Annotated in this window: 21 protein-coding genes and 3 pseudogenes; 5 read left to right on the forward strand and 19 right to left on the reverse strand. The window is 44.9% G+C overall.

The features are described from left to right. Nucleotides 1-6 precede the first annotated feature (6 nt). The 14 genes and pseudogenes from QFZ78_RS10395 to QFZ78_RS10460 form a co-directional block, all read right to left on the reverse strand. Nucleotides 7-2,094, reverse strand: coding sequence for a pectate lyase family protein (locus tag QFZ78_RS10395; protein ID WP_307547196.1), 2,088 nt, complete (start codon nt 2,092-2,094; stop codon nt 7-9). Between the two features lie 28 nt (nt 2,095-2,122). Then, nucleotides 2,123-3,298, reverse strand: a pseudogene (locus QFZ78_RS10400) (right-handed parallel beta-helix repeat-containing protein); the annotation flags it as partial. A 93-nt stretch (nt 3,299-3,391) separates the two neighbouring features. Continuing rightward, nucleotides 3,392-4,000, reverse strand: a pseudogene (locus QFZ78_RS10405) (3-keto-alpha-glucoside-1,2-lyase-like domain-containing protein); the annotation flags it as partial. A 375-nt stretch (nt 4,001-4,375) separates the two neighbouring features. Then, nucleotides 4,376-5,158: an SDR family NAD(P)-dependent oxidoreductase gene (locus QFZ78_RS10410; RefSeq protein ID WP_307547197.1), complete on the reverse strand. Its 783-nt coding sequence runs from the start codon at nt 5,156-5,158 to the stop codon at nt 4,376-4,378. A gap of 145 nt (nt 5,159-5,303) precedes the next feature. Next, a pseudogene (locus tag QFZ78_RS10415) lies at nt 5,304-6,390 on the reverse strand (Gfo/Idh/MocA family protein). A gap of 33 nt (nt 6,391-6,423) precedes the next feature. Then, entirely contained in the window at nt 6,424-7,506 is a 1,083-nt protein-coding gene (locus QFZ78_RS10420) for a Gfo/Idh/MocA family protein (RefSeq protein WP_307547198.1), read from the reverse strand. A 152-nt stretch (nt 7,507-7,658) separates the two neighbouring features. Further along, entirely contained in the window at nt 7,659-8,333 is a 675-nt protein-coding gene (locus QFZ78_RS10425; protein WP_307547199.1) for a hypothetical protein, read from the reverse strand. A gap of 106 nt (nt 8,334-8,439) precedes the next feature. Further along, nucleotides 8,440-9,750, reverse strand: coding sequence for an RNA polymerase factor sigma-54 (gene rpoN / locus QFZ78_RS10430; protein ID WP_307547200.1), 1,311 nt, complete (start codon nt 9,748-9,750; stop codon nt 8,440-8,442). A gap of 227 nt (nt 9,751-9,977) precedes the next feature. Beyond that, nucleotides 9,978-10,943 carry a class II fructose-bisphosphatase gene (gene glpX, locus QFZ78_RS10435; protein WP_307547201.1) on the reverse strand — a complete coding sequence of 322 codons (966 nt, stop codon included), beginning with the start codon at nt 10,941-10,943 and terminating at the stop codon, nt 9,978-9,980. 41 nt (nt 10,944-10,984) lie between these two features. Continuing rightward, entirely contained in the window at nt 10,985-11,767 is a 783-nt protein-coding gene (locus tag QFZ78_RS10440; protein ID WP_307555620.1) for a pyruvate, water dikinase regulatory protein, read from the reverse strand. A 33-nt stretch (nt 11,768-11,800) separates the two neighbouring features. Next, a complete protein-coding gene (locus QFZ78_RS10445) occupies nt 11,801-12,412 on the reverse strand; it encodes a helix-turn-helix transcriptional regulator (RefSeq protein ID WP_307547202.1) in 612 nt (203 codons plus the stop codon). Between the two features lie 80 nt (nt 12,413-12,492). Continuing rightward, entirely contained in the window at nt 12,493-14,061 is a 1,569-nt protein-coding gene (gene pckA / locus QFZ78_RS10450; RefSeq protein WP_307547203.1) for a phosphoenolpyruvate carboxykinase (ATP), read from the reverse strand. Between the two features lie 224 nt (nt 14,062-14,285). Continuing rightward, the gene (locus QFZ78_RS10455) at nt 14,286-14,828 is read right to left on the reverse strand and encodes a chromate transporter (protein ID WP_307547204.1); all 543 of its coding nucleotides are present in this window, start codon (nt 14,826-14,828) and stop codon (nt 14,286-14,288) included. A 16-nt stretch (nt 14,829-14,844) separates the two neighbouring features. Continuing rightward, a complete protein-coding gene (locus QFZ78_RS10460) occupies nt 14,845-15,489 on the reverse strand; it encodes a chromate transporter (RefSeq protein ID WP_307547205.1) in 645 nt (214 codons plus the stop codon). Between the two features lie 246 nt (nt 15,490-15,735). Here QFZ78_RS10460 and QFZ78_RS10465 point away from each other — a divergent pair, with 246 nt between their 5' ends. Next, on the forward strand, nt 15,736-16,098 hold the full coding sequence (locus QFZ78_RS10465) for a hypothetical protein (RefSeq protein WP_307547206.1): 363 nt from the start codon (nt 15,736-15,738) through the stop codon (nt 16,096-16,098). A 192-nt stretch (nt 16,099-16,290) separates the two neighbouring features. Here QFZ78_RS10465 and QFZ78_RS10470 read toward each other — a convergent pair whose 3' ends face one another. From QFZ78_RS10470 to QFZ78_RS10480, 3 genes are all read right to left on the reverse strand, one after another. Then, nucleotides 16,291-17,646, reverse strand: a complete 1,356-nt coding sequence (locus QFZ78_RS10470; protein ID WP_307547207.1) for a flavin monoamine oxidase family protein — start codon at nt 17,644-17,646, stop codon at nt 16,291-16,293. Nucleotides 17,647-17,857: 211 nt separating this feature from the next. Continuing rightward, on the reverse strand, nt 17,858-18,340 hold the full coding sequence (locus QFZ78_RS10475) for a YhcN/YlaJ family sporulation lipoprotein (RefSeq protein WP_307547208.1): 483 nt from the start codon (nt 18,338-18,340) through the stop codon (nt 17,858-17,860). A 185-nt stretch (nt 18,341-18,525) separates the two neighbouring features. Next, nucleotides 18,526-19,455: a DMT family transporter gene (locus QFZ78_RS10480; protein WP_307547210.1), complete on the reverse strand. Its 930-nt coding sequence runs from the start codon at nt 19,453-19,455 to the stop codon at nt 18,526-18,528. Nucleotides 19,456-19,671: 216 nt separating this feature from the next. Here QFZ78_RS10480 and QFZ78_RS10485 point away from each other — a divergent pair, with 216 nt between their 5' ends. The 4 genes from QFZ78_RS10485 to QFZ78_RS10500 all read left to right on the forward strand — a co-directional run bounded on the left by QFZ78_RS10485 (nt 19,672) and on the right by QFZ78_RS10500 (nt 23,622). Then, complete coding sequence (locus QFZ78_RS10485; protein ID WP_307547212.1) at nt 19,672-21,075, forward strand: spore germination protein; 1,404 nt, start codon at nt 19,672-19,674, stop codon at nt 21,073-21,075. A gap of 11 nt (nt 21,076-21,086) precedes the next feature. After that, the gene (locus QFZ78_RS10490) at nt 21,087-22,175 is read left to right on the forward strand and encodes a GerAB/ArcD/ProY family transporter (RefSeq protein ID WP_307547214.1); all 1,089 of its coding nucleotides are present in this window, start codon (nt 21,087-21,089) and stop codon (nt 22,173-22,175) included. Continuing rightward, a complete protein-coding gene (locus tag QFZ78_RS10495; RefSeq protein WP_307547216.1) occupies nt 22,168-23,289 on the forward strand; it encodes a Ger(x)C family spore germination protein in 1,122 nt (373 codons plus the stop codon). Before QFZ78_RS10490 ends, QFZ78_RS10495 begins: the two co-directional genes overlap by 8 nt. Nucleotides 23,290-23,403: 114 nt before the next feature. Beyond that, complete coding sequence (locus tag QFZ78_RS10500; protein ID WP_307547218.1) at nt 23,404-23,622, forward strand: hypothetical protein; 219 nt, start codon at nt 23,404-23,406, stop codon at nt 23,620-23,622. Here QFZ78_RS10500 and QFZ78_RS10505 read toward each other — a convergent pair. Together QFZ78_RS10505 and katA are read right to left on the reverse strand one after the other, a co-directional pair. Beyond that, on the reverse strand, nt 23,619-24,110 hold the full coding sequence (locus QFZ78_RS10505) for a hypothetical protein (RefSeq protein ID WP_307547219.1): 492 nt from the start codon (nt 24,108-24,110) through the stop codon (nt 23,619-23,621). The two genes, QFZ78_RS10500 and QFZ78_RS10505, sit on opposite strands and share 4 nt — an antisense overlap. 105 nt (nt 24,111-24,215) lie before the next feature. Next, nucleotides 24,216-25,667, reverse strand: coding sequence for a catalase KatA (katA, locus tag QFZ78_RS10510; protein WP_307547221.1), 1,452 nt, complete (start codon nt 25,665-25,667; stop codon nt 24,216-24,218). Nucleotides 25,668-26,018: the final 351 nt, after the last annotated feature.

Raw genomic sequence — 26,018 nt, forward strand, 5'->3', positions numbered from 1 at the left:
AAGGAATTAGTAGCTCGTAGACAACCAATTTACTTTGGACCAGTTCAGCTTCGCGGCTCCCGTACCATCTGCAGCGGTAAGCCTTGACTTTAAGGTAGATACAGGATCTGGCGTGTAGCTGTATGGCAACGTATTGAAACCGTTCCATGAGAACGCTTTGACTGGTGCCGGTACCGGCGCCAACGGACTACCAGCCGTTTCACTGTCACCTGTATACGAAGAACCATCGAGTGTATATTGCGTATTTACCGCGCGAATTTTGCCCGTATAGGTTGCGTTCGTAGGATCTGTTTGATTGTTGCGTAAAGGGTAAGCGACATCAATGATTTGCGAATTTTCAACAAGTACTGCACCGTTCTCAGTAGATATCGCACCATTGCTCGTCACCCCAAAATGGTATCCCTTCCCTGCTAATGCGGTTTCCATCGCCGATGTTATTTTCTTTTTCGCAGCCCATGCTGACGCATTATCCATCACAACGTTATACACATGTGCATTTCCTCCACGTAAACGTGGCATGCGGTCTTGCATATCTTTGTAGTAATTATGGTGCAGGGTTACCTCTAGATTGACATTGTCGGTAGCAAATTCTGTAGATCCTACCAGATGTCCTTTCTTTTGCCCTGCAGCTATAGCGATGACATCAGCTTTACTTAAACCAATGGTGCTGCTTCTCAGATAAGCGTACATCGGATAGGCTGACATATTGGCTTCCATCGCGTTTATTTGTTGGGTAACCCAGCTATTAGAGCTTTGGTCGTCTGCTAAGAATGATGACCAAGAGACCGTTACACCGTTACTTCCCTTTTTCACATCGAGTACACCATCGTAGGCTTTATGGAAGGTACAATGATCTACCCAAACTTTGGAGCTTGCTCCCTCGATCGTGAGATAATCCCAGTCGTTTTTGTCGTAGTTTCCTTTGGTCGATTCATCCCACTCCCAAAGTTCATCGAATTCCAGGTTGCGAATAATGATATTGGAGCTGTATTTCACCACGAAGGACGCATGCTTAATTTTGGAGCCATTGGCTGAGAAGATCGTCAAACCGTTAAAGCTGTCGATATAAATTTTACTTATCCCCGTCGTTTTCAGTACTGGGTGCGTTAAAGCTGGATTGTGTACACTGTAAGGAGATACTTGAGCAGCTGTTGGAATTTCATTCCAACCTAAATTCAAATCATTCATAATTTCTACGACTTTAATACCTGAACCCTTTTTCAAAGCAACCGCAAGATCTGTGGCATTGAAAACCTTTTTGTAACGAGGATCTGTTTCCGGAATGTTACCGCCGCCCGTATTGCCCGCAGCAAACCCAGCCAAATTATACGTGCTCAAGGTGTCCGGCACTGGTGTTGGAGCCGGTGTTGGGCTCGGTGTCGCTGTTGGCGTTGGGCTTGGTGTGGTTGTTGGCGTTGGAGACGGTGGAGTCGGAGTTGGACTTGGCGTTGCTCCACCCACACTGTCTGTTACAAGGACTTCATCGAACTTCGTTACGGTTTTGAAAGCAACAAGTCCTACCGCTCCGGAAGTTAAACTGGTTTCATTGATATCCTCATAAGATAGCTGCAGGGTACCATTCACATACATACTAATCATTCTACCGGAGATGTCCAGCTTGACGGTGTACCATGTCCCAGTCACAAGCGGATAATCCAAGGTCTTCAACGTCGTTGAAGAGCCGCCTACTTTTTTACGAATCTCAAGCTTACCCCCATTGCTATTGTACAAAGATGCTGCATAGAAATTATTTCCGTCTTGATAACGGCCGGCTACATAAACTCTGTTAGCTCCATTGAAATTTTCAACCTTTACCTTGGCTTCAACGCTGTAGTCCGTCCACGATTGACTACCCGCAGAAGTCCTTCCCTCACTTGTGCTCGATTGGCTGTATACGTTGTTACCTGCGTCTTGAACGACGGACCACGTACCGCTTGTAGGTGTCCATCCAGAAGCAGTACCATCGTCAAAATTACTGCTTAGTAGGTTTGCCGCATTGGCTGGAAATGCAATGACCAAGGATAAAAGAATCGTTGCACAGAGGACCCATACAATAGATTTATCGAACCTTTTCATCTTTAAAGTAGCATTCATTCTCAAAAGTCAACTCCCTTTGTCTGTCTTAAGGTTCGTTCCGGCCAATATTCGTTCCTGTTGGCGTTCCTGCTCCAATCAAATCACTGCCAGCAGCAAGCTTCAAAAAGCTGCCCAAATTCGGAGAACCATCCGCATTACGCGTTAATGCTGGCGTTAAGCTAACAAAATCAGCATCGCTAGCCAACAGACCTTTGGCATTAGTGCTTTGACTATTTTTCCACTATACATTCGAACTTTGTACATCGGTACCGCTTGTTTTGTCGCTCGATACTCCTTTGTAGGACAAGTTATTACTGAATATGTGAGTTCCGAGGTCAAAAGTGAAATTACCTCCCCCGTTGCTGTAAGACGTGTTGTTTGTCATTGTAATGGAGCCTGGATTGCTGTTATACGTAAAGCCGTGTTTTTTGTTCAAGTAAGCAACGGAGTTCGTTACGATATGGTTTACGGCGATTTTTTCCCCGCCTAATTTGTATCCATTTCCGTCACTGTTACTCGTTGTGCTTCCCGAAGAAGTCTGACCGTTATGATGCGCTACACTGTTCTTAATCGTAACGGCTCCGATTGGACCCGTCTCTGTTTTTGCGTACAAATCCCATCCATCGTCTGTGTTATAAGCCGCTATACAACCATCAAATACGTTTCCAGAACCAACCGTCAGCTTGGCCGCGAAACCGTCAGCATCTTCACCGTTATCCGGATCAAAGTTGTCATGGGAGTATGTATTTAATACTAAGTTGTTAACAGGCCACTCACTGTTGGCGGCTGTGGAGGCGTACCTGCCAAGCTGCACCCCTGTATCCCTGTTATGGTGTACATCCAGGTTTTCCAAACGATTATTATTCCCTGATACATAAACGCCATTATCCGCAGCCCCTTTGATTTCCAGCCCTTTAACTGTCCAATAGCTGCCGTTTATTTGGAGCCCTCTAGCATTGAGTGATACATCTGCGGTATTGTAGCTCTGTGAACTGAAATCAAGAACAGGCTTCTCCGCAGCATAAGGCACGATTTGTTTAACAGCACCTGCTGTACCGTTATTTGTACGATCTATCGTTATTTGACTACCGAAGCTATACGTTCCACCGCGCAAGTAAATAACCCCCCCAGGAGCAACTTTTGATAGAGCAGATGTCAGCGTTGTTGGACTAGCCAGCGTACCTGCATTGCTATCCGTCCCATTCGGGGCCACATAGACTTCGTTAGTAGTTGGAGACGGACTAGGTGACGGCGATGGTGGCGTTGTCGGTAATGGAGTAGTCGTTGAACCAGCGCTATCGGTGACGACAACTTGATCGAAGCTAGCCGAACTTTTATAAGCTAGCAAGCCAACAGCTCCCGAAGTTATAACAGGTCCCGTAGCTAGATCTGAATCAACTTTCGTAATCTGCAAAACACCATTCACGTACATGCGAATCGTTGAACCGACTATTTCAAGCTTAACCGTGTACCATGTCCCGGTCGCCAGAGGATAATCCAAAGTCGCCAAAGTCGTAGTGGAACCGCTTACTTTTTTCCGAATCTCAAGCTTGCCTCCGTTGCTGTTGTACAAAGACGCCGCATAGAAATTGTTGCCGTCTTGATAACGACCGGCTACATAGACACGATTTGTGCCGTTCCAATTATCTACTTTCACATTTGCCTCAACCGCATAATCCGTCCAAGACATATTACCGGCTGATGCGCGTCCTTCAATTGAACCAGTTTGCTTATACACATATGAGCCGCCGTCCTGTACAACGGACCATGTCCCATTTTGTGTTGTCCAGCCACTCGCGTTCCCGTCATCGAAGTTGTCACTGAATAAATTGGCTGCGAAGACGGATGGCATGAGCATCATACCTGCAACCAGAGATGAAGTAACAACCGCAGCGAGGGTATGTCTAGGTTTTAGTTTTTTCATTAATTACATTCCTCCTTTAAATTATCATAATCTGGTTCATTGCCTATCTTATAAAAAGATGAACACATTCCCAATGAATAATACGACCAACTCCCTCAATTGGATTTTCTCTCGGCATTGCCAAGGAACCATCATCTGTCTGTCTTACATCAAAAATATATCTGTAGTTTCCTACGTTCAGCAATAATCATTTTTACATTTATTTGCTGTTTGCAGTAGAATTAAGGGTTTCTCAGCAGTCAATAATCCTTAACTCAGATGATAATCACTATATCTGTTTATGGCTTAACATATTTATTTCACGAGAATACCACAATAAAAGCCCTTTATCCATGAGTTTCATCATGAAATAAAGGGCTTAATCGCCGAGATCTCTTAAAGTGATGCACCCTTACCGCCATCAATATTGACGGAAGTGCCTGTAACATAGGAAGCTGCATCCGAGGATAAGAAGGTGATCACATTAGCTGCTTCCTCCGCATTCCCAATCCGCCCGAGTGGAATATCATGCTTTGGATCCGATGCATACTCCTCCCAGGTCTGTTCTGGCGCCTCTCGCTTCCAACCTCTCTCAATCTGGCTGCTGCGAATTTTCCCAATGCAGACGGTGTTCACACGAATCTGGGCGGATGCCAAGTCTTTACTCATCGCATTCGTTAATGCAAGACCTGCGGCACGGCTAACCGAAGTCGGTAACGAAGAAGCAGGTGGTGTTTTGGCTGCGGAAGTCGTTATATTCACGATAGAGCCGCCTCCGGCTTGACGCATGTAAGGGATTGCATAACGGGAGCAATGAATGGCTCCAAATAATTTCAACTCGAGATCTTGCCGCCATAACTCCGTGCCTACCTGTTCAAATGGCTGTGCTGCAGATGTACCTGCATTGTTCACCAGAATATGTAAACTTCCAAATCGCTGAACGGTTTGTTCCACGGCGCGTTGACAGTCTGCCTCCGAGGTCACATCCGCTTGAATCGTAAGCACCTCACCCTCCGTCAAATTGGCAATATGGACAGCGGCTTCTCGAAGCTGCTCCTCATTGCGCGCGAGTATCGCTACTTTGGCTCCTTCTCGCGATAAGGAAATGGCTGTTGCCAATCCAATTCCTTTACTTCCCCCAGTAATCAAGGCTACCTTACCCTGCAATCCCAAATACATCGCACCCTCGCTTCCTTTCCTTCAATTCTTAGTTGGTATTTCAATAATTCAAGCATACTCCTATTCCACTTATTTTTTCAAATTTCAATGGATTTAAAAAAGAGGAGCCTAGGCTCCCCCGGTTAAAACGGATAGGTTTGACATACTATTCATTCAAATAAACAGCTTTGCCTGTACGTGCAGACTCATAAATCGCCTCAAGAATTTGTGAAACAACAAAAGCTTGCTCAGGCGTCACTACAGGATCTGTATCATTTTCAATGGCTTTAATCCATGTACGCATTTCCAGATCTGCATCGCTTTCCTTAGCGCCGTCATAGAAAGCAACACCGCCTGCTTTCAGATCTACCTCTGTTGTAAATAAGCGGCTATGTTTCTCGCCGTTGATGCGAAGCCCGCCTTTCATATCAGCTCCGCCTTCGGTACCGCTTAATGAGCATTTGGCTTCGTCGACTTCAAGCGTATTCAGTGCCCAGCTGGATTCCAGCATAATCGTAGCGCCGTTTTCCATGACGATCATACCGAAAGCAGAATCTTCCACGGTGAATTTACTCGGATCCCAAGGCCCCCAAGCATTAGCGGCATTTTCTTTTTGGGACAATTCGTGGTAAGACGTTCCAAGCACCACTTTCGGCTTGTAGTTATTCATCATCCAAAGCGTTAGATCCAAAGCATGCGTTCCGATATCAATAAGCGGTCCTCCACCTTGCTTTCTCTTCATCCAGGAATACACCCCATGTTGGAACTGCACGACGACGAATGGCATGCGCTTTCGCGAAATAAATCTCGCCAAGCTCCCCATCCTCACATACGCGCTTCAAATGCTGACTATCAGCACGGAAACGGTTGTTGTATCCGATAGTTAGCTTCTTGCCGGTACGCTTCGCTGTTTCAACCATTCGCTTAGCATCCGCTGCTGTCTTAGCCATTGGCTTCTCACACATCACATGCTTGCCAGCTTCAAGCGCAGCAATGGCAATTTCGGCGTGTGAATCATTCGGTGTTAACACATGAACGATATCAATAGTAGCATCCAGCAAAAGCTCTTTGTAATCCTCATATACTTTAGCGGTTTTGGAGCCGTATTTCTCAGCGGCCGTTTCAGCCCGCTCTTGCACGATGTCACAGAATGCGACCAGTTCAACATTCGAAAGCTTCTTCAAACTTGGCAAATGCTTGCCGTTTGCAATGCCTCCACAACCAATAATACCAATACGAAACATACGTGACATGTGAATACCTCCAGAGTAGTGTTTAGTTTTGAGTTAATTAGGAAGTTCGATAGCGACTTCGCATTTAATGAGCGATGACCGAATGATGCCATCAATGATTGCTTGATTGCGAACGATTTGTTCGCCAGGAATCGGGGCTGGTTTGCATTCCCGGACAGCTTCTACGAAATCGCGGACTTTTTCATTAAACAAATTTAACTTATGATCAATCAGCGGAATTTGGCTTTCCGTATGATGTCCGCGAACGTCGTGGAAATAGGCAATAGAACCCACATTTCCATCAAACACTCCGCTCCATGGCCCTTTACCGGCTGGCGTTACTTTGAGACCACCATCCGTACCTAGGAATAAGGTTGGTCCTAGTGTATCCATATGCATCGCCCATGAAATTTTGAAATTCAGCACGAGATCGTCTTCAAAACGGATCATCGCAACACCGAAATCTTCCACATCGAATCGACTAGCTTCTTTATGATATAACGGATTCGTTCCAAAGTAGTTACTGCTGTAAGCGGATACGGTAAGCGGTTTCGGATAACCCATCGCATTCAGAGCCATATCGAGTGAGTAACAACCGATATCAGCCATTGCTCCTGCTCCGGCGATTTCCTTGCTAATAAATGTACCGCCAGGCATGCCTCTGCGGCGTCCTCCGCCTGTTTCTACATAATAGACCTTACCAAGTTGACCGGACTGAACCACGTCCTGAATAATTTTCATATTAGGATCATATCTCGGCTGGAAACCAACATTGAGCATGAAACCCGTTTTCTTGGCCGTTTGCGCCATCTCGACGGCTTCTTCCAGCGTGACGGACATCGGCTTCTCCAGCATAACGTTCTTCCCCGCCAGTAAAGAATCTACTGTTGTCCGATGGTGAGCCACATTGGGTGTGCAAATGCTTACCCCATCAAGGTCTAATTCCAGCAGCTGCCGATAATCATCAAAGGCTTGTGCCGAAGGAATTTTCCAAAAATCAATGAATTGTGCCGCTTTGCCTGGTACCGCATCCGCTACCGCTACAATCTCTACGTCAGCTAGCTCACGATATGCTCTTACATGAGCGCCAGCAATACCGCCGCCGCCAATAATGCCGATCTTCAACGTTTTGTTCATTGAGATTACCTCATCGCTATGTGATATTAAGACATCTGTCTTAAATGTAGCATAGGAATAACGATATTTTTAGTCTAACTTTAGGACAATCAAGTTAAGAAATTACGACACGAAAAAACCAGACGGTGTTAACCGCCTGGTTTTTAATGTTTCTACGATGACAAGCTTCCTCCTGCTTTCCTTTGCGCATCCTCCAGATAACTTCTGTAGCTTTGCTCATCCGGATGATCACGGGTTAAATCCTCATAGTAACGAGTGACCTTCTGAAAATAATACGAATATACATCTTGTATGGGGACAAGTCGGTAAGGATCCCATCGATAGGTTTCCACATGGTAGGCCTGATCCTGCTCATGCACCCACAGTGCTATTTCGCAAAGGCCGTCTCTTCCGTCTCGACCGGGCATATCTTCAATTTCCAGATGGTTGTAGAAAGTTCCCGGAGGAATCAGACGTTGGAAACCGGTTGGTGTCCACTGCACGATATCGAGCTCGGAGGAGGATTCACGCTCATTTTGCCAGCCAATAAGCAGGTCCCAACCTTCTCTTCGTGACACTGGGGCCGCCGCGAAATCCGTAATTGCTTGGATTCTACCTGTTGCAGCAGAGGCAATTGGAAACCAATTACCGGAATAGTTTTTCAAGGAAAACAGATACTGATTGTCTAAATATCTATACAAGGCTGTGATTTCAGGGTGACCATCACCATCTACATCCGCATAAATAATAGCCGCGGGGCTCCCCTCCCTCTGCAATATGACAACCTCGGCTTCCTGAGGTATATAGCTTCGGACGACGGTATGGAAATCAATTGGGGTCAAACTCATCGTTATCCCTCTTTTCGCATCATTGTCAACTAAAGTATATGCGGCAGAGAACTTGGCCCATGAGTGACAAGCCCGCCGAGAGAAATTGCCTCTGGCGGGTTTATGCTTACAAAATATTCTTACGCAGTGCAGAAGATAAAATATGCAGCTCTTCACGATATTTGGTCACCGTTCTGCGTGAAATGTGAATGCCCTCTTCCGATAAGATTTCTACAACCTTTTGATCGGAATAAGGCTGTTTCTTATGTTCCTGTGAAATGAGTTCTTTGATTCTTAACTTGATCGTTTTGATAGACGTTAGTTCCCCTACATCCGATTGCAGTCCCGAGGAAAAGAAATATTTAAGCTCAAGCACTCCATAGGGGGTACGAATGTATTTGTTTTGTACCGTTCTACTTATCGTAGATTCATGGAGATCAAGCTTCTCGGATATCATTTTTAAGGTTAGGGGCTTCATGCCACGTTCACCGATCTCTAAAAAAGTCAGCTGTTCTTCAAAAATAGCCCGAATGACCCGGTACAGGGTCATCTTCCGCTTTTCCAAACTACGCACAATCCAATCGGCTTTTTTCCATTTTTCTTTAAGAAAGGAAACCGCTTCTTTACAACCCGCATGCTGGATATGACTATAATAGTCCTTATTGACTGACGTCTTGGGAACGGCGCCCGCGTTCATTTGGATTACGATGTTCCCTTGTTCTTTATAAATCGTAGCATCCGGAGTCATATAAGATTCTTCGATCCAGCTGAAGGCCACACCAGGTCGTGGGTTCAAACTACGAATATACGTGACGATCTCCTTCACTTGTATACGTGTTACACCTAATTGCAGCGCAATCTTATCCAGCTTCATCTGAGCAAGCTGCTGCATATATTGGCTGACCACTTCAAAAGTGCCATACGGTGCGGCCGGATCCCTGGAAATCTGAAGCAATAAGCATTCCTGCAAGTCTCTCGCTCCTACACCCGGCGGATCCAGCGACTGTAAGCAAGTTAGCGCTTCTTCAACAGCCTCGCTAGGCTTATTCAAAAACGAGCTTGCTTCCGTAATGGAGAGGGGTAAATAGCCTCTATCATCTAAATTTCCTGCCAAATAGGCTGCTGTCTGATATAAGGTATCGGAAACCCCTGCTATCCGCAGTTGGCTGAGAAGCCACTGTTCCAATGTTTCCTCCCTTGCCTTCGCCTTCCATAGTGGATCTGTCATTGACCCCGCCGTTTGTGAAGATTTACCCGATTTCAAATAAGAACTTGTGAAAGACTCGATATCCAGTAGGGGGTTTTCCAAGGCTTGCTCTTGGAGGTACTGCGACAATTCATAGCTTGATAATTGCAATATATGAATGGACTGTTGCAGTTCAAGAGTCATCGTTAGCTTTTGGTTCTGCACTTGTGTTAGACTATTGCCTATTCTCATACCTAGTTCCTCCTTGAGTTTTGCCTTGGCAACACTTTTCGTGGTGAGCATAAGTTGCTTTTGTGAAAACGCTTACGATTATTATAAATCTATTTTAGCTCTATTTAAAGCCATTCTGCTTATGGTAACATCCTAAAAGTTGATCCATTGTTAAACACAAAGAAATCTCTCCTTATAGAAAGAGAGATTTCTTTGCATGCGTTGATTGTAGTCCTCTATATGTCTGCTCAGGCACTCCCGAGATGGTACTCATGCATCTGATGCACGCATTGGATGAAACGAACCGTCTGAGTTTGCGCCCTCATAACGACCGAATGTGTTTCTGCACGGCCGCCAAATAGAAATTTCACGCCACTCAGGAAGTCTCCCGAGGTTACACCAGTTGCAGCGAAATAAATGTCAGATTCGCCTACTAACTCGCGCATCCCTAGCACTTTGGATGGATCAACAATCCCCATTTCCTTGCACCGCTGTATCTCTTCTTCATTATCTGGAAGCAGCCGTCCTTGAAATTCGCCTCCCATACAACGGAGGGCAGCCGCTGCGAGCACCCCTTCCGGCGCGCCTCCGGAACCCACATGTAGATCGATGCCCGTCTCTGGGAAAGCTGCTGCCATTGCACCCGCAACATCACCATCATTCAGTAAATGAATTTTAACACCTAGCGTCCGTAAAACAAGGATTTTATCTGCATGTCTTTTGCGATCTAAGATGGAGACAGTCAGTTCTGTTATCTCTTTTTGTAACAATACAGCGGCCTTTCTAATCGTTAATTCGAGGGGGTCATCCAAGTTCAATTTGCCAACCAAACGCGGTCCTACTGCCAGCTTCTCCATATACATATCCGGTGCATGCAGCAGGTTCCCTTTCTCAGCTATAGCTACTACGGACAGGGCATTACTCCTGCCGCTAGCTACAATATCGGTACCTTCGAGCGGATCAACAGCTACATCATATTCGGGACCCAACCCATTTCCTAAAGACTCACCGATGAACAGCATCGGGGCTTCATCCATCTCCCCTTCACCAATGACAACCGTTCCTCGGAATGGCATGGAGCTAAAAATAGAACGCATAGCAGAAGTTGCTGCCTCGTCAGCGCTGTGTTTATTCCCTTTTCCCGTCCAACGTGCGGACGCTAAAGCTGCAGATTCTGTTACTCGTACAATTTCCAGAGACAAATCTCTTTGCATACATCATTCACCCTTTCTATTAGGAAATGTTGGCTTCCTGGCTATCTGTCTGCTAGAATCAGACCAGCCGTTTCTTCAATGGCTTTCTCACTTACATCGATGATCGTACAACCAAGCTCACGATATAATTTCATTGCGAATGCCAGCTCTTCTTCGACTCGCTCCCCTGTCGCATATTTAGCGCCAAAAGGAAGTCCAACCGCTTTCAGACGTTCCGTACGAATACGTACCAGTTGCTCGGGACTCATCGTCAAACCAATTAATTTACTCGGGTCTAGCTCATATATAATTGCAGGCGGCTTTACCTCAGGAACAAGCGGGTAATTCGCCACCTTATAGCCTTTGTGCGCCAAATAAATACTGAGTGGCGTTTTGGAAGTTCGGGAAGGTCCAATTAAAACAATATGCGCTTGCTTCATAGCGCTTGGGTCTTTGCCATCGTCACTGTTTACTGTGAACTCGACCGCTTCTACCCGTTGGTAATATTGTTCATCTAGCTGATAAAGCAGACCGACTTTCCGCTTCGGGGAACCCTTAAAGGTATCTATGAAAGCCTGCATCATGGGTCCCATGATATCAATGGCATTTACACTTAAACGTATGGCTTCCTGCCGCATCATCTCTCTAAGCTCAGGTAGTACTAGCGTATAAGCAATGAAACCATCCACTTTCGCTGCCTCTTCTACTAAAGCGCGTACTTCATCTTCCGTTCGGATCGATCCGAAACGCCTGACTTGCACTTGGCTTGCATTAAATTGACGGATCGTTGCTTGTACGACAGTATTCGCCGTTTCCCCCACTGAATCCGAACAAACGAAAATCATATGGATCTTCTCTCCCACTTACACTCCCCCTGATTAAGTCCCCAGCGCTACATCGAGCAGCAATTTGGTCATTGTTGTTTTCGTAATTCGGCCAACCACTTCATCTGGCTCTTGATCAGCCGCACCCTTAACCACAGGCAGCCCATCTACTTGATGATGAATCATTTTCCGCGCTGCTTCTAATACACTGTCATCCGGGTTTACCGTCACAATATTCGGATGCCTAGTCATGACTAGTGAAACCGGCATTGTGTTTGCCGTAGCCTGCCCAAGCGTAACCTTCAGCAAGTCTTTCCGTGTAACGATACCAGCCAAAGCCCCCTGCATATTCACGATAATCAAGCTTCCTACATTTTCAAGAAAAAGAGTGACTACAGCATCGCTTACGGTGACGGTTTCCCTTAGAACAACAGGAATTCCCATAACATCCTTTACTCTTACTGCTTCTATATGTTTGAAAGGTGAATCTACTTCAAGAGCAGCCGTTCCTAGGAAATATCCAACCTTGGGTTTGGCATCAATATAGCGAAGCATAACCAAAACAGCAAGGTCAGAACGAATGGTTGGACGGCTAATTCCAAGCAATTCAGCAATTCGTTCCCCTGTAATAGGTGCATTCTTTTTGACGAGATCGATAATTTCCATCTGTCGGGATGTAAGCTCTATGGTGTTTCCCTCCTTTCATCATTCATGTCTTACCTATTCTAACTCATATAAACATCGTTTCAAATTTTAGGTCCAGCAGCGATGATACGATCATCGACACCCTTGAATTTATTGAAGTTATGAATAAAACGCTGCGCTAATTCCTTCGCCTTGACGTCATATTGACTTTGATCTTGCCAAGTGTTTCTTGGCAGCAAGAGCTCGCTCGGAACCCCTGGTACCGAATCAGGACTTAATAGACCGAAGAAGGGAACTTCCGTGAACGTCGTCTTCTCCAAGCTGCCGTTTAGAGCAGCTGTAACCATCGCTCTTGTATACACTAAATTCATACGCTCGCCTACACCATAAGAACCGCCAACCCAACCTGTATTAATGAGGTAAACGTTGGCCTTATGTTCTTCGATCTTACGCCCCAGCATCTCTGCATAAACGTAAGGACGAAGCGGCAGGAAAGGCGCCCCGAAACAAGTAGAAAATGTGGCTTCCGGTTCCGTAACTCCACGTTCCGTACCTGCAAGCTTGGACGTGTAGCCAGACAAGAAGTGGTACATCGCTTGTTCTTTCGTCAGCTTGGATATAGGAGGCAGAACTCCGGAGGCATCTGCCGTCAAGAACATGATGACATCAGGGTGACCGGCGGTTCCCGGAATCTTCACTCCTGGGATATATTCCAAAGGATAGGCTGCACGTGTATTCTCCGTAATCTGCGTATTGCCGTATTCGGCAATGCCACTCGTAGGATCAAGCACTACATTCTCCAAAACAGTGCCGAATCGGATTGCCTGCCAAATCTGCGGCTCCTTCTCTTCGGTAAGGCCAGCGCATTTTGCGTAGCAGCCTCCCTCGAAATTAAACACGCCCGTGTCCGACCAGCCGTGTTCATCATCGCCAATGAGACGGCGATTCGGATCAGCCGAAAGTGTCGTTTTCCCCGTGCCAGATAACCCGAAGAACAAGGCTACATTTCCTTCCTCACTAACATTGGCCGAGCAATGCATAGGTAGGACATCTTGACCAGGCAAGATATAATTCAAAACGCTGAAAATGGATTTCTTCATTTCACCCGCGTACTCCGTACCACCAATGAGTACGATCTTTTTCTCAAAGGAGAGGCAGATGAACGTTTCTGACCTGGTACCGTCGGTGAGTGGGTCGGCTTTTAAGCCAGGCAGAGCAATGACTGTGAACTCAGGCTTATGTGCCAGCAGTTCCATCTTACTTGGACGGATAAACAGTTGTCGGGCGAATAAATTGTGCCAAGCATACTCATTGACCACTCGAATCGGCAGCCTGTACGCCAAATCTGCTCCTGCAAAGCCATCAAAGATGAACAATTCTTTCTTTGCCATGTAGTCTTGCGCTTTTTGATATAGCCGCTCGAACTGCTGCTCCGACATCGGCTGATTCACAGCTCCCCAATCGATATGATCAGTTACTGAAGGTTCATTTATAATGTATTTGTCCTTGGGAGAACGCCCTGTATATTTACCAGTGTTCACTTGAAGCGCTCCTGAGGACGCGAATGATCCTTCTTTGCGTTCGATGCTCATTTTCATTAGTTCTGACACTGACAAATTGTAGTGGGTGGCACCTGCTCTTAACTGTTCAACCTTTAGTTCTATGCTCATTCTCCCATTCCTCTCATCCATAAAGCATCTTTTATATAGTGTGTTCTATTTATTATATAGTGTACATTATATAACGAAATAAGTGAATATAATATTGTTTATAGCACATAAAATAATTTTTTATCACTATTCGACACAAATAATACACAATAATACGAAAAACTCTCCTTTCACTCCATCTGAAGGAATGAAAAGAGAGCCCTATAAGAATACGCCTTTATAAATTACTGAAAAAAAACAATGCCCATTACACCCGCAAATACGATGACCATAAAAGGATGCAGCTTATATTTAATAATGGCCAGAAAGGCACCTACTGCAATAAGCACCGTCGCAATTTGGTCCCATGATATTTGGTACTTCACTGGACCTAACCCCGACAACCCGAAGTGTATCGCTGCAAAAATGATAAAGCCCGTTACTACCGGTTTCAAACCATAGAAAGAAGATTTAAACCATTTATTCGCGTGCCATTTATACAAAAAAGCGGCTAATGCGATGATAAGTATGAGTGAAGGCAAAACCATCCCTAGCGTAGCTGCAATAGCACCAGGCACACCGGCTGTATGAAAACCGATTAATGTGGCACTATTCGTTGCAATCGGTCCGGGTCCTGTACCAGCTAAGGCTATAACGTTATTAAAATCATCTGAAGTGAGCCATTGATGTCTTTCCACTTCACGTTGGATAACAGGCATCATAGCATAACCGCCACCGAATGAGATAATGCCAATTTTAAAGAAAGTAATAAATAAACTTAAGAGCATAGATCCACCTCATTCCTCAAATCCCGTCTGCGAAGTAATAATCGGCTACACGATTGCTTTTGTCCCCTGACATTGAGTCTTCTTTCCTCTTGATCGGATTCTTCATTCCCCAACGTTGTTTCAGGAAAACAACGGCAATCCCGACCAACAGACCGACTATAATCATTATAATAGGTGAAATCGGTATGAAGAGCAGCAGTAGAACGGTACTAACTGCGGCTATTAGCGTCATTTTATCTATAATAGAGGATTTCGCCATTTTGTAAGCAGCGGCAGCGATTAATCCAACGATAGCAGCATGGATACCTTCCATAATGGCTTGCATCTTGGGATAACTTTGAAGGAATGTATAAATGATACTAAGCAGTATCACGATAAAAAAAGTAGGAAGCGTAATGCCAATGACGGCTGATACTGCTCCTCTTATTCCTGCCATATGATACCCTACTAAAGCTGATACATTAACGCCTACACCACCCGGAGCGGCTCCTGAAATAGCAAGCAGTTCCGACATCTCATCGTCGGTCATCCACTTGTTCGTAACGACAACCTCTCTTTGAATGGCAGGCAGCATGGCATAACCACCACCGAATGTGAGTGGACTGATACGAAGAAACGTCCAAAAAATACGAAGTAAATGACGAAAGTTATTCATCGGCATGTTGGTTGACCTCCCCTGCACTTAATTCTATTTTGAACTAAAGACAGTGATTTGTCCAATCAAAAGATTTAATCCTTTCTGTAATTATCCCTTATAATGCAGGATGGATGTCTAATTTAATCCCGATCATCCCGATTATTAATCTAAGTTTAATTTATTTTGATTGAAAGGTAGGCTTCTTCCACTTTCAGGGTAAGTTTTCTATAGGAACAACTTACCCTCACCTAATAAAAGGAGTGAATATTCATGAGCCGAATGATTCAAGCCTATTTTCACACTGAAAATCAAGCCGAAGATGCGAAGGTTCTACTGCTGAAGTATAGTCCGGACATGCTCGAAGTTGGCAGATTACCAGATGGCTTCAATGGTACCGGACGTGTACTGCTGCCTTTCGTAGATGGAGTTGGAACTGGCGGGGAAACGAATTTGAATAATGGTGTCGGAATTGTAGGTGTAATGCCAACCGTCGAGAATCATTCTTCGGATTATAGGGATGAGAATGAAGATGTTCTTCATTATGTGCTTTCAGCTAAAGTCAGCGATGCCGATTATCCGGCAGCTGTTGATCTCCTTCGCCGCAATCATGCGCATATGGAGAAAATCGGTTAAAACAAAAAAACTGCGTTTTCTACGGTTGTAGGGACGCAGTTTTTTTGCACGCCGGTGGTTCCTCCGACCTAGATAATCATGCCATCGATTATAAAAATAATTATACCCACATTTAAAGAAACCCAATGAGCCCGCCATCAAATATCTTAAAAGGCATCAAAAAAAATTTGATGCCTATTGAAATCTGTAAAGTCATGTCTGGCGCTCGGTTGATGCGAGAACTTCCTTAGCGGCTCGCTCACCCGACTGCAGGGCACCTTCCATGTACAGCCGCCATTCCGAAGCGGTTTCCGATCCTGCCCAATGGATCGGACCGACTGGCTCGGTCAGAGATGGACCAAACTGACTCAGCACGCCAGGACCGAAATGAGCTCCGTAGCCACCTCTCGCCCATCGGTCAGCGGACCAATCTTTCTCGTAATACGCTAGAGGTCGAAAAGCCGTATCGCCGAAAAAATTAGCTAGGCAGCGCAGCACTTCCTTTTCCCGCTCCCGTTCTTCCATCAAACCCAAGTTACGCGCTTCCCGGCCGCTCGAAAGCGCCGTTAGCACGCCCAGGCTTTGGCCCGGCATCGTACTGTCCATCGTCGCTCTGATCAGGTCTGAGTCGGAGTACGCCATTCCATTCATTCCATTTTTCCGCCAAAACGGATACTCATAGACGACGACGAACTTACTGGCCGAACCCTGCCCGACCTTTTGACACAGTTGGTCACGCATGAATGGGAGAGGTGGATCATAGTCGATCCGGATCGTAAACGTAGGTGGAATCGCCACGATCACTTTGTCCCCCTTCCAACAACCCCCATCCCCCGTATGCACCGATACGCCGCCAACACCCCACTCAATTCGCTGCACTGGGCTTTGTAACCGTACGGCTTCCCCTAGCTCGGCCGCAATACGATCAGGTAACGAATGCGCCCCTTCCACGATCCAAGCCTCCTCACCAGTGAACAACCGGTCTACACCACCGGCCGAGACGAGTTCCCACATGAAGTCGAGCATCGACACTTCGGTTAAAGTTCCGCTCAACTCTTCCTCGGCAATCAAACGGCAAAACGATTGACCTTGAGACGTAAACATTGTCTTCGCTAGCCAAGTTTCCATTGTTTGCGAATCGAGCCTTTCTGCTAATACCGAGCGCCATGGCTCTTCCCGATCGATCCTTTCCGCCATCGTGTCCAGCTTATGCCGGACCCGGTACAGATCGAGTTTCGATGATACCGGCAATGGCGGGACGTCGGATCGGCTAGTCCATCGTTTTCCACGCATTATAAACAATGTGTTTCCTTGCCGATACGTCGGCGTCGTCGCAAGCCCATACCGTTTTATCAGGGCATGGACCCGCGTCTGGTATGGCGAAATCCACTGAGCACCGTAATCGATTATAATGCCATCCCGCTGTTCGCTGAACACTCTACCGCCGACGCGGTTTTGCGCTTCTAATACGACGACCGTTTTGCCATTCCGTCGCAATTCAAGCGCCGCTGAAAGTCCTGCCAGTCCGGCCCCCACTATGATGACGTCAGTATGCCGGTTTGCCGTCACTTTGCTTCCCCCCATTTATCTATCGCCGACCGCTCCGTCTTCCGGCTTCTTGTATGGAATGCATTTTCTTATATACGTTACTTCAATTGAACACAGCAGGCAGCCGGTAAAATACCGGCTGCCTGCTCATGAATTTTTTCCCATCCCTAATAAGATATTAGCTATATAAAATTCTGTATCCTCCAATCTCAGGGATGAGTAGGCATGAAAATTATTTGGCGTTAGGGAAAATTCTATACACGATCTCATTAAACTGTTCAACAAAACCGGCAACAGGTCTTCCTTGTTGAACATCAAGTACATATGTATTGAAGCGGTCCATCATATCTGGATTTGTTGAGACGTAAACATTCTGGATATTCGGATCCGTTGCCCTGACTTGATTTGCAATTTGGTCTTCTATATCACGTGTTAATTGTTGGTCGTTTTCTAACACAGCTGCAACATAGGCATTTCTTTTGGTTACCAGCACATTTGCTTGCTTTACACTGTTTAGCTCTGCAATTTTAGCTGCCCCTTCACTCGCTATTTGAATGCGATTCTCCCCATTACTTGGTTGTTGAATCTGTTGCTGTGTGATTGGCGCACCTTGCTGTTTAAGGTTATTTGGATTAGCTGTACATCCCGACATAAATATCACCATGGTCGCTATAGCGAAAACTAAAACTTTCTGGGAACCTTTGATTACAAACATCTTATTACACCCCTTCTGTGTATATAACTATGTTTAGTATGCTTTATCAATCATGTTCATATTCATTCGTCATACGTCTTAGATGCTCGATTTCAAGCCATATTTTCCTTCGAGATGATTCCACGGTGAAGCGTCAATATGTACATTTGGTCACAATTAAAGAAAAAGACCTAGCGGAAGTACCGCTAGGTCTTTGCTATCTCTATTCTTGCACCTCTCATCTGCTGCTTCTTAATTGCATAATTCGTGATATACACCCCAACCACGATCCAAATAGCCCCTAAAAGATGATACATCCTTAACGCTTCCCCGGTAAAAGCAGTTGCAAAAATGGCACTGAACATCGGAATCAAATTCAGAAAACCAGCACATCGCTGAGGTCCAGCAAGCTCAATGGCACGATTCCAGCTCAAGAAAGCAACAATCGACGCAAATAAACCAATATAAATAAGACCTGTTACAAGAGGTGGACTCCAGTCAACGTGTGGTGATTTCAGCGCCCATTCCACTGCCGAAAGCGGAAGCAGCAGAACTAAGGCCACACTCATTTGAATCAGTAAAAAAGGACTGGATGGGAATCTTCCTGACATCTTTTTCATACCCACCGAATATAGAGCCCAACACAAAACAGCCACTAGCATGAACAGGTCGCCTTTGTTAAAAGAAAGACTCAATAGCGCGGACACACTCCCCCGACTAATAATCCAGCTCACACCAGCCATGGACACCAGAATTCCAGGTAATGCTGACCAAGCGAACCGCTCTTTCATAACTAACCAGGTTAAAAGCACAACCATGATAGGCGTGGCCGAATTCATTAACGAAGCATTAATCGAACCTGTATATTGGACAGCCACATAGGTTAACGTATTGAATCCAGCAACACCGGTTGCGGACAGAAAAAGGATCATTTTCCAGCTGCGGAGAAATTCAGTTCTTAACTGCCAAGCCTGCCTTCCAAAGAATGGAAGAAGACAAATAAAAGCAATACTCCAACGTAGTGCAGCCATCGTAATCGGCGGAATGTGAAGGACAAGCGCCTTGCCAGCAACAAAATTGCCTCCCCATATACATGTGGCGAGAACTAGCAGAATGTAGGGGGAATGTTTGATCATATAGATTCGTGCTCCTTTTTTGAATATCTCTTGGATCATTCACTTAGTCATCATCATGATAACATATGATTTAACCCACAAGGCGATGTATGGAAAATTAGACTCTTGATTGGGATCGTTTCCATGAACTCGAATAGCGAATTCCAAAAAGAAACATAATAAAGGATGGAAATATTGGGCAATCCTGATTCACAGCGAGGAAGGAGATCGGTAGGCATGAACGGAGACTTGAAGAGTGAAACTAGTCTGCTAGAGCAAACTTTGCAATTGCTATGCGACTGCTCGGATTTATCTCATCTGCATCTACCGCTTCAACAAATCGATATCATTTTTTTCGGTCACCTTGTCAGCTCAGAGGCCCTAAGAAAAGATGCATTAGAGCCCTTCAATGATAAAAACGCTGATATGGTCGCCATCCTGAGCCAATCTTCCTATATACATAAGCCGCAAGCAAGCGAACTCGTTACTGGCATTTTGGCTGGAAATATCGCTATTTACTATAAAAATAGAGCTTATTTGTACAACGCTTACGCTCCTGAATCTCGATCCATTCAAAATTCAGAGACAGAAAGCGTCATTAATGGTCCCATGGACTCATTCACCGAATCGCTAAGTACGAACCTATCTTTGATCCGTAGACGTATCAAGGATTCTAGACTAAAAGTGATCTCCTTCACAATTGGCAAAAGAACTGGAACAACAATGAATCTCCTTTATTTGGAGGAACTTGCAGATCCCCTACATGTGCAGCAGTTAAGCCAAATGATCGAAAATCTTGATATCCAAACGATCTATGATACCAATACACTTGTGCAATACTTAAGTCCTGACAAGTTTGCAATTTTCCCACAGTTTTTGACAAGCGTGCGACCCGATCATATGGCTGATAAGCTAACAAGCGGCAAAATTGTCGGTCTGCTCGATGGGAGTCAAGTTGCCTTTAGCGCACCTACCTCCTTTGTCGAGTTTTTCTCCTCACCCGACGATTATTATTTACCATGGGCTGTTGCCTCCGCTGTCCGAATTCTACGCTTCATTGCCTTATTCATTACACTCTGCTTTACTGCACTCTATGTATCACTCGTTACTTATCACTATGAAATGATTCCACCGTCTCTACTGCTCAACTTAATGGAATCCCGTAATAAAGTACCGTTTTCCCCACTTGTCGAGGCCATGGTCATGGAAATGACCATCGAGCTGCTTCGTGAAGCAGGAGCACGCTTACCTACCAAAATCGGACCCACCATTGGCACAGTCGGCGGGATTGTCATCGGCCAAGCGGCCGTTCAAGCTGGTATCACAAGCAACATTCTCATTATCTCGGTTGCTATTTCGGCTATAGCCTCATTTGTTATTCCAAACTATAACATGAGCTCTTCCATCCGCTTGCTGCGATTTGGGATTATTATTATGGCCGGACTCCTCGGGAATTTCGGCCTAGTGTGTGGACTCTGCTTTATTATGGTTCAACTATCTGGTCTAAACATGTTCGGCTTGTCTTATTTATACCCAATAGCACCTTCGAAACCAAGTCGGTGGTTAGAGCTAATTATCCGAGCGCCCATACAGATTTTGACCAAACTCAAAAAGCCTACCACTAATAATCCGAACAAATGAAGGAGACAGTCATGCGCGCTAAGCTTCCATTTTTTCAGACAACCATACTGGCAAACTTCGCTCAAACTGGTGTCGTCGTATTCAGCCTGCCTCGCCTTTTATCGGAGAATATGGGCACAAATGGGTGGGTAGCTTTACTTGTTTGTTCTTCCGTCGCCGCTTTGAATCTACTGCTCATTTCACTCGTTTATCGATTAAGCAGAGGGAAATCTATTTTTGAAATTTCACAATCTGTTTTACCGAAATTCATTCTAGTTCCTTTTTTCGTTGTTCTAGCTGGATTATGGGCAATTCTAGGAAGCTTGGTTGGTAAACAATACATTTTAATTTTAAAATCGTTATCCTTCCCCTCGCTCCACCCCGCCTATTTGTATATTTTGTTTGAGATCCTTGTTTTCTTACTTTTAACTAAGGGTATTATGAGTATCTCCAGTACCGCGGTTCTCGCTTTTTATGTCATCATCTGGAATACTTCGCTATTGGTTTATATCTATGATGATTTTGAACTATCGCGAATGACAACCTTTTGGTTTAAGGATGCCACTCACTCATTCAAAGGATGGCTTGAGATTTACATAGCCTTTCTGGGCTTTGAACTTTGCCTTTTGTTATTTCCTTATACGAATGAAAAAACACACTTAATCCGTGCTTTTCAAATTGCTAATCTCATCACCACATTTACTTATACGTTAGGTGCATTTATTTCCTTTGGCTTTTTCAGTCTTCATCAACTTCAGCATATGAAGTATCCAGTACTCAGTTTACTCTCGTATGTGGAACTCCCCTTTGTGAAACGAATTGATGATCTCGTGTTTAATATAACTTTGTTTCGAGTTCTCATTACGAATGTCTTTTATGGCTGGGCAGCTATTGAAACGATGAAATGGCTCCTACCTGCATCTAATAAGCGGTGGCTCCCCTACGTTATTTTTGTGATTTTCCCATTAACTGCTTTGTTTGTCATACCTTCAACGCTTGAAAAGACTGAGAAGTGGTTAAGTCTGTTTGGGTTTTCTGAAGCTGGGGTTGCTTTCTTGCTGCCGATCTTCCTCTTGGTCATTCTTTTAATTAACAAGTATCGAGGGCGGAATTATGCGTAACTGTGTCATCGTTGTCGTACTATTGTGTCTCACCGGTTGTGTCGAACAAAATCGCATAGAAAAATTAGGCATGTATGATACTGTTGCTTTGGACTCCGTGTATGAAGAGAATGGAAAACCTTCTGAAACGGACGTGACTATGGCTCTCTCCATCCCGAAAGCTGGAACTATGGACCAACAGCAAGCTGACATTTTGCAAACCATAGCTGAATCCCCTAAAGATGGGCGGAGCAAATTGTCTCGTAAAATAAACAAAAACCTTGTTACTGGGCAATTGAGAAGTATCGTGTTCGGGAAAGACTTGGCTAAACAGGGGATATGGAAGGAACTTGATTCCTATCGCCGCGATTATACCGTTGGAGAACGGCTGAAAATTGTCGTAGTTAACGGCAGTGCTGTAAACATGTTGACCCATAAATATGCTCAGATACTATCAGTCGGGAGTCATATTGATCAATTATTAACCCAAGAGGCCAAAATCCATGAGGTTCCTGACGTCACTCTTTACAGTTTCGTACGCGACTATTTTGACGATGGTACTGATCCAATCGCTCCTATGCTTATTGTAAAAGGTGATAATGTCGAAATCGACGGGATTGCCCTTTTCAAAAAAGATCGTTACATTGGTAAAATTAGTGCAGATCAAACTGTACTGTTTGCTATTCTTAAAAAAAGCCTAAAAATGGGTGAATTCGATATCAAATTCATGGATCGTTCATCTGGCCAGAAAGAAAGTGCGATGATTAGTTCAATCGCAAGCAAAAGAGAGGTGATTGTAAACAAACAAGAACGTACAAGCACCGTCCCCAAAATCGTTATCCGTATTCGCTTGAGTGGCATTATATTGGAATATACAGGTAAATCGACGTTTAAGAAAGCCGAAGAGCAAAAAAATTTAGACCAGGATTTGTCCAAAGCCATTCGCGAACAATTACAAGCGATAGTTAGCCATGTACAGCGCAGCGGTGGAGATAACTTGGGTATCGGCACTTACGTCCGTAACAGTATGAGCTATGAGAAATGGAACAATTTGAATTGGGAATCCACTTATCCCCATGCCGATATCCGTGTAGAAGTAGATACCACAATTCGTGACTACGGTATGATTCGATAGCTTTTCACCTTGAAAGCTGCTTAAACCGGTCCAGACTCTTTTAACGTTAATGTTCCTGTGCTAAAATCAGAGGAATGGCTTAAAGAGACAAGGAGCACGGAGGTGAAAAGCCCAATGAACAAGACACTCTCAACGGATATGGAATTATTCGCGGCTGCACTATCGCAAGTTAGGGTAGCAGTTATTCAACATACAGCGGATGATATCCCCGTATTCATTGCCTCTGGCGTGATAGAAAAGTATACGACTCATTCCGTAAAGATTGGCGTAACGAGTTATTTGCGGGATGAAAGCGAGTTCCGCATTGATGAACGTTCAAGCCGTCAGTCTTAATAAAAGGTTACTTCACAATAGGAACCTAGGGGAATCAATTCTTGCAAATAATCGTACATGGCCTTTTTTTCCTTATCATGGAGCAATCGAATTGCATGAAAATCAAATAGAATGATACTATCCGCAGCTTGATATCTGTTAAATGTTAAACGACCATAAGGAAATAATCGGTTAATCGCCTCTAAGATGCCATATTGATTCAAATTTCTCCGCATCGCTGTTTGGAGGATAGCTTTCGGTATTTCTTGCAGTTGTGGAACTTTATCGGGTTGAACCTCGCTATATGCCTTTACTTGAAAGTTGACATAGGGATATAAGTAACCGCTTGCATAATGTTGTACGCTCTGAGCATCTTTCTCGGGTAAATACAAATCTCCATTCCAAGCGTAGATCGTCGCTTTATGCTTTTCAGGTGTATGAATTCTTATATATCTTAAATGCGGAAAACGATTTCTCACAAGCTGCTCGGATAATAGACGAGTTCCCACCTTGATCACCTCTTCGGATTATGCCTTGCTCCCTACAGCATATGCGATATAAAAAAGACAGCTATCCTTTTGTGGCGAAAAGGTAGCTGCCTCTCACTATTCACTTCATTCGGGTATGGATAACCCAAGACCCTCTGCCACACGGATCCCATATTCGGGATCTGCTTTATAGAAATGACCAATCTGTCTGAGCTTAATTTCATTTGACTCAACCGGTTTTATGGCACCAACAATCGTTTGAACAAGACGAGCCCGTTCCTCTTCACTTAAAAGGCGATATAAATCACCTGGTTGCGTGTAATGATCATGATGATCATAGGCAACACTGTCAGCTGACCCCGACACTTCGTAGGATGCTGGTTTATCCGCAGGCGTTTCCGTTGGTCCGCCAAGGCTGTTCGGCTCGTAATATACAGAACCTCCACCATTGTTATCCGAACGCATTTGACCATCACGTTGATAGTTATTCACTTCACTCCGCGGACGATTGATTGGCAAAGACTGATGATTAGCCCCTACCCGATACCGATGTGCATCCCCATAAGCAAACAATCGACCTTGCAGCATTTTATCAGGAGAAACATCGATTCCTGGTACGAGTGTCCCTGGCGAGAATGTGGCTTGTTCCACCTCAGCAAAATAATTTTCTGGATTGCGATCCAGCACCATACGCCCAACTTCAATTAAAGGATAATCTTTCTGTGACCAAACTTTCGTGACATCAAAAGGATCAAAACGGTACGTATTCGCATCTTCCAGCGGCATGATCTGTACACACAGCTTCCAAGTAGGAAAATCGCCTTTATCAATCGCGTTAAATAAGTCCTCGGTATGATAATCCGGATTGTCAGCCGCAAGCTGTGCTGCAACATCTGGCGCTAAGTTCTGAACGCCTTGTTCGGTTTTAAAATGATACTTCACCCACACGCCTTCACCCTCGGCATTGACCCATTTGAACGTGTGACTGCCAAATCCATGCATATGCCTCAGCGTTGCGGGAATACCGCGATCGGACATCAGTATCGTCACTTGATGCAAAGATTCAGGAGATAATGACCAGAAATCCCAGACAGCATTTGGATTTTTCAAGTGAGTTTGGGGATGTCTTTTCTGAGTATGAATAAAGTCAGGGAATTTGATCGCGTCGCGAATGAAAAATACAGGCGTATTATTGCCGACCAAGTCATAATTGCCTTCATCGGTATAAAATTTCACCGCGAATCCGCGCGGGTCCCGGACCGTGTCCGAAGAACCATTCTCACCTGCTACGGTCGAAAATCGAACGAACAACGGTGTACGCTTGCCTACCTCAGAGAACAAACTCGCTTTCGTATACTTCGTCAAATCTTGCGTCACTTCCAAATAGCCGTGTGCGCCGGCCCCTTTGGCATGAACGACTCGCTCAGGTACGCGCTCTCGATTAAAGTGTGCCAATTTCTCTAGAAGGTGAACATCTTGAATCAACGTCGGCCCCCGTGAACCCGCCGTTATCGAATTTTGATTGTCCCCAACTGGAGCTCCCCAGCTGGTTGTAAGCTTGTTTTTTTCCGTACTCATCCAACAATCACCTCTTCAGTAAAATGTGAAACTCTGATCAAAGCGCTCTCATCGCTTACAGGATTATGTATGTGACAACCTTCCATTTCCCTTATTCATATGTATTCGAGAACCTGTCATGATATGATGCTGCAGTGGTTTTCGCGCTTTTCAGCAGCTGAGAGGTTCTTTTCAGACCTCTCGCGTCACTTCCGCTGCATTCGAGCCTCCGAGATGCCTCTTTATGCCTTCTCAGGACGCAAAACAACTAACTTTCCTGCTCTCAGCAGCTGAGATGTCCTTTTCAGACCTCTCGCGTGACTCGCTCCATTCGAGCCTCTAGACCTTTAATGATGAATTTCATCGCCTCAG

It is taken from the genome of Paenibacillus sp. V4I5 (assembly GCF_030817255.1).
Taxonomy (GTDB): domain Bacteria; phylum Bacillota; class Bacilli; order Paenibacillales; family NBRC-103111; genus Paenibacillus_E.